Genomic DNA, 4,509 nt, shown 5'->3' on the forward strand with positions numbered 1-4,509 from the left:
GAAACGAGACTCCAGGCCGTCCTCCCGTCTCGACGCGCAACGCGGGACGGCCCCGTCTCGCAGGTGCGAGACGGGGCCGTCCGTGTGCTGTGTGCCGAGCGGACTCAGCCCTGCTTGGCGAGCTGCTCGAGGGTGTCGTTGCCCTTGTACGCCTCGACCGCGTTCTCCTTGGTGACGAGGATCGGGGTGAGCTCGATCGCCGGGACCGTCTTGACGCCGTTGTAGTTGTTCGTCTTGTCGATCTTGGTGTCGGGCTTGTTGCCCTTCGAGAGGTCGGTGACCAGGTCGATGGCGGCCTGGGCCTCCTCGGTGGTGTTCTTGTAGATGGTCGAGTACTGCGTGCCCTTCATGATGAGCGGGATCGACGCGGTCTCGGAGTCCTGACCGGTGACGACGGGGTTCGGCTTGCCGGCCGCCTTCGTCGCGGTGAGGATCGCACGGGCGAGGGTGTCGTTCGGCGACAGGACGCCGTCGAGCTTGGTGTCACCCGAGTAGTACTGCGACAGCAGGTCGGTCATGCGCGACTGGGCGTTCTGCGCGAGCCAGCCCTTGGTCTGGACCTTCTGGAAGGTCTCCTGGCCGGACGTGACCTTGAGGGTGCCGTCCTTGATCTTCGGCTCGAGGACGCTCATCGCACCGTTGAAGAACACGGTGGCGTTGGCGTCGTCCGCCGAACCGGCGAAGAGCTCGATGTTGTAGGGGCCGTCACCCTTCTCGGCCTTGAGGCCGTCGAGGAGCGCCTGGGCCTGCAGCTGGCCGACCTTGTAGTTGTTGAACGCCACGTAGTAGTCGACGTCCTTGGTGTTCAGGATGTTGCGGTCCCAGGCGATGACGGTGACGCCCTTCGCCTTGGCGGCCTTCACCTGCGAGCCGAGCTGCGAACCGTCGGCGGCGCCGATGATGACGACCTTCGCGCCCTTGGTGACCATGCCCGAGATCTGCGACTGCTGGTCCGGGACCGGGTTGCCGGCGTTGGCGTACTGGATGTCGGCCTTGAAGCCGGCGTCCTCGATCGACTTCTCGAACGCGGCGCCCGCGAGCACCCAGTTCTGCGAGGTCTTGGCGGGCAGGGCGACACCGATGAGGTCACCCTTCTTGATCTCCGTGCTGGAGTCCGAGCCGGAGGTCCCGCGTGCGGAGCAGCCGCTGAGGGCGAGGCCCGCGACGAGGGCCAGGCCGATGCCGGCGATGAGCTTCTTGCGCATGAGATTGCTTTCTCTTCGTTGAGGGGTGGTGCTGTGGTGGTGGGGTTCGTGCGCCGGGCGGACGGGCCGCCCGGCGCCACGTTCTACTGGGTGTTGACCTTGTCCGGCTGGTCCTCGATGGACCGCGGCTGCTGGGCCGCCACCGTGTTCTGCTCGGTGTCCTTGCGCTGGAACTGCCGCATCATTCCGCCGATCAGCGACGGGCGTCCCTGGGACTTCGAGTAGACGTCGAAGGCGACCGCGACGAGGAGGACGAGACCACGGATGATCTGGACCTTGTTCGACTCGATGCCCATGAGCTGGAGACCGTTCGACAGGAGCGCCATCACGAGGCCACCGATGATCGACCCGGAGATGGTGCCGATGCCGCCGGCGACCGCGGCGCCACCGACGAACACGGCCGCGATCGCGTCGAGCTCCCAGCCGGTGCCGTCGGCGGGACCCGAGGCGTTCGAGTAGCCGACGAAGACCATGCCCGCGACGGCGGCCAGGACCGACATGTTCGCCATGACGAAGAAGTTGACCTTGCGGGCGCTGACGCCGGAGAGGACCGCGGCGCTGGCGTTGCCACCGACGGCGTAGACCTGGCGGCCGAAGATCGTGTTCTTCGTGATGAAGCCGTAGATGATCGTGAGGACGCCGAGGATGATCGCGACGATCGGGACCGAGGTGCCGACCGGGCCGGCGCCGAACAGGTAGGTCGCGACGAGCGTGACGGCGACGAGGATGCCCGTACGGACGACGGAGACCCACAGCGGCGGGACCTCGGCCTGCATCTTGCGGCGACGGCGACGGCCGCGCACCTCGATGATGATGAGTGCCGCGATCGTCACGAGGCCGATGAGGAGCGTGCCGTTCGAGTAGTTCGTGTTCGGGCCGAAGTCGGGGATGTACCCGGCACCGATCTGGTTGTAGTCGTCCGGGGTCGGCACGGAGGTCGACTGACCGATGATCTGGTTCGCACCGCGGAAGATGAGCTGCCCGGCCAGCGTCACGATGAACGCGGGGACCCGGACGAACGCCACCCAGAAGCCCTGCCAGGCACCGACGAGCGCACCGACGGCGAGGCCGAGGATGATCGCGGCCCAGGCCGGCCAGTGCCAGACCGACATCGACTGCGCGACGATGATGCCGACGAACGCCGCGACCGAACCGACGGACAGGTCGATGTGGCCCGCGATGATCACCATCACCATGCCGAGCGCGAGGATGAGGATGTAGGAGTACTGCAGGAACAGGTTGATCACGTTGGTGGGCTCGAGGATGAGCCCGTCCGTGGTGAACCAGAAGAAGGCGACGATCACGACGAGCGCGATGATCATGCCGTACTGGCCGATGCTGTTGCCCTTGCCGAAGAGCAGTTTCAGGTTGTTCATGAGACGGTGGCGCCCTTCCGCGCGGAGGTCATGCTGCGCATGAGGGTTTCGGGATCGGCCTGGTCGGCCGGGAGGTCAGCGGTGATCTGGCCCTCGAAGATCGTGTAGATCCGGTCCGAGAGGCCGAGGAGCTCGGGGAGCTCGGACGAGATGAGGATGATGCCCTTCCCCTCCGCCGCGAGCTGCTGGATGATGCCGTAGATCTCGAACTTGGCGCCCACGTCGATGCCACGGGTCGGCTCGTCGAGGATCAGGATGTCCGGGTCGGTGAACATCCACTTCGACAGGACGACCTTCTGCTGGTTCCCGCCGGAGAGCTTCCCGACGTTCTCCTCGACGGTCGGCACCTTCGTGCGGAGCATCTTCCGGTACTTGTCCGCGACGTTGTACTCCTCGAGGGAGTCGACGACGCCGGCCTTCGAGATCTTCTGCAGGTCGGCCGAGACCGTGCTGCGCTTGACGGTGTCGAGCAGGTTCAGACCGAGTGCCTTGCGGTCCTCGGAGACGTAGCCGATGCCGTGCTCGATGGCCTGCTGGACGTTCTTGACCTCGATCTCGCGGCCGTCCTTGATGATCTCGCCGCCGAGCCAGGTGCCGTACGAGCGACCGAAGATGCTCATCGCGAGCTCGGTGCGGCCGGCGCCCATGAGGCCCGCGAAGCCGACGATCTCGCCGCGGCGGACGTGGAAGTTCGAGCCCTTGCAGACCAGGCGCGACGGGTCGAGCGGGTGCTGCACGGTCCAGTTGCGGACCTCGAAGAACGTCTCGCCGATCTTCGGGGTGCGGTCCGGGAACCGGCTCTCGAGCGAACGGCCGACCATCCCGCGGATGATGCGGTCCTCGTTGACGCCGTCGCCCTTCACGTTGAGGGTCTCGATCGTCTTGCCGTCGCGGATGATCGTGATGCTGTCCGCGATCTGTTCGATCTCGTTGAGCTTGTGACTGATGATGATGCTCGAGATGCCCTTGGCCTTCAGCCCGACGATGAGGTCGAGCAGGTGCTGGGAGTCGTTCTCGTTCAGCGCGGCGGTGGGCTCGTCGAGGATGAGGAGCTTGACGTCCTTGTGCAGGGCCTTGGCGATCTCCACGAGCTGCTGCTTGCCGACGCCGATGTTCTTGATCTGCGTGTCCGGGTCCTCGGAGAGGCCGACGCGGGCGAGCAGGTCCTGCGCGCGGAGCTGGGCGCTCGTCCAGTCGATCACGCCGTACTTCGAGGGCTCGTTGCCGAGGAACAGGTTCTCGGTGATCGAGAGCTCCGGGATCAGCGCGAGCTCCTGGTGGATGATCACGATGCCGGCCTGCTCGGACTGCTTGATGTCCTTGAAGCGGACCTCTTCGCCCTCGAAGACGATCTCGCCCTCGTAGGTGCCGTACGGGTACACGCCCGACAGCACCTTCATGAGGGTCGACTTGCCCGCGCCGTTCTCGCCGCAGATCGCGTGGATCTCGCCGGCGCGGACGTCGAGCGACACCTCGGAGAGGGCCTTCACGCCCGGGAACTCCTTGGTGATGGACCGCATCTCGAGGATGGTCTCGGCTGCGGTCACCGACCTGGTGGCCAGGTCGGGGCCCTGTGGGGTTGACGCCACGGTGCATCTCCTTCTGCCGCTCCAGCGCGGCAGTCATTCGGGTTGACACTGCGGCAGCGGGGGCGCAGTCACCTGCGTGGACCTCGTTGTCGCGTCCGGTGCCCCGGCCCTGTGACGGTCCATGTGAACGGTCACATCGGCTGGAACGGGGGCAATCCTACGCACAGGTGTGCGGATGCTGTCAATTCGGGATTGTCGCGTTTGTGTAACGGCCCGCGCCATCCGGTGCGACGCGCCGGTCTGCGCCCCCCGGTGTGGGGTACTTCCGCGTCCTGTTGCGGATGTCCGCACACGTCCGTCGGGGTCCTCCCGAGGCGGCCTGGAGGCGCGGGTCGGGCC

Annotated in this window: 3 protein-coding genes; all 3 read right to left on the reverse strand. The window is 66.2% G+C overall.

Annotated features, from left to right (window positions below; genetic code table 11):
• Nucleotides 1-104 precede the first annotated feature (104 nt).
• The 3 genes from ACSW7Y_RS16350 to mmsA all read right to left on the reverse strand — a co-directional run bounded on the left by ACSW7Y_RS16350 (nucleotide 105) and on the right by mmsA (nucleotide 4,101).
• Nucleotides 105-1,205, reverse strand: a complete 1,101-nt coding sequence (locus tag ACSW7Y_RS16350; RefSeq protein WP_438127296.1) for a substrate-binding domain-containing protein — start codon at nucleotides 1,203-1,205, stop codon at nucleotides 105-107.
• 83 nt (nucleotides 1,206-1,288) lie between these two features.
• Entirely contained in the window at nucleotides 1,289-2,581 is a 1,293-nt protein-coding gene (gene mmsB / locus ACSW7Y_RS16355; protein WP_438127297.1) for a multiple monosaccharide ABC transporter permease, read from the reverse strand.
• Nucleotides 2,578-4,101, reverse strand: a complete 1,524-nt coding sequence (mmsA, locus tag ACSW7Y_RS16360) for a multiple monosaccharide ABC transporter ATP-binding protein (RefSeq protein WP_438127298.1) — start codon at nucleotides 4,099-4,101, stop codon at nucleotides 2,578-2,580. Before mmsA ends, mmsB begins: the two co-directional genes overlap by 4 nt.
• Nucleotides 4,102-4,509 lie beyond the last annotated feature (408 nt).

The organism is Curtobacterium flaccumfaciens (assembly GCF_051548005.1).
In the GTDB taxonomy this organism is placed as follows: domain Bacteria; phylum Actinomycetota; class Actinomycetes; order Actinomycetales; family Microbacteriaceae; genus Curtobacterium.

Bases quoted from the DNA above. Each gene is read 5' to 3' on its own strand.
- ACSW7Y_RS16350 (WP_438127296.1), bottom strand. From the start codon at position 1,205: ATGCGCAAGAAGCTCATCGCCGGCATCGGCCTGGCCCTCGTCGCGGGC.
- mmsB (WP_438127297.1), bottom strand. From the start codon at position 2,581: ATGAACAACCTGAAACTGCTCTTCGGCAAGGGCAACAGCATCGGCCAG.
- mmsA (WP_438127298.1), bottom strand. From the start codon at position 4,101: ATGCGGTCCATCACCAAGGAGTTCCCGGGCGTGAAGGCCCTCTCCGAG.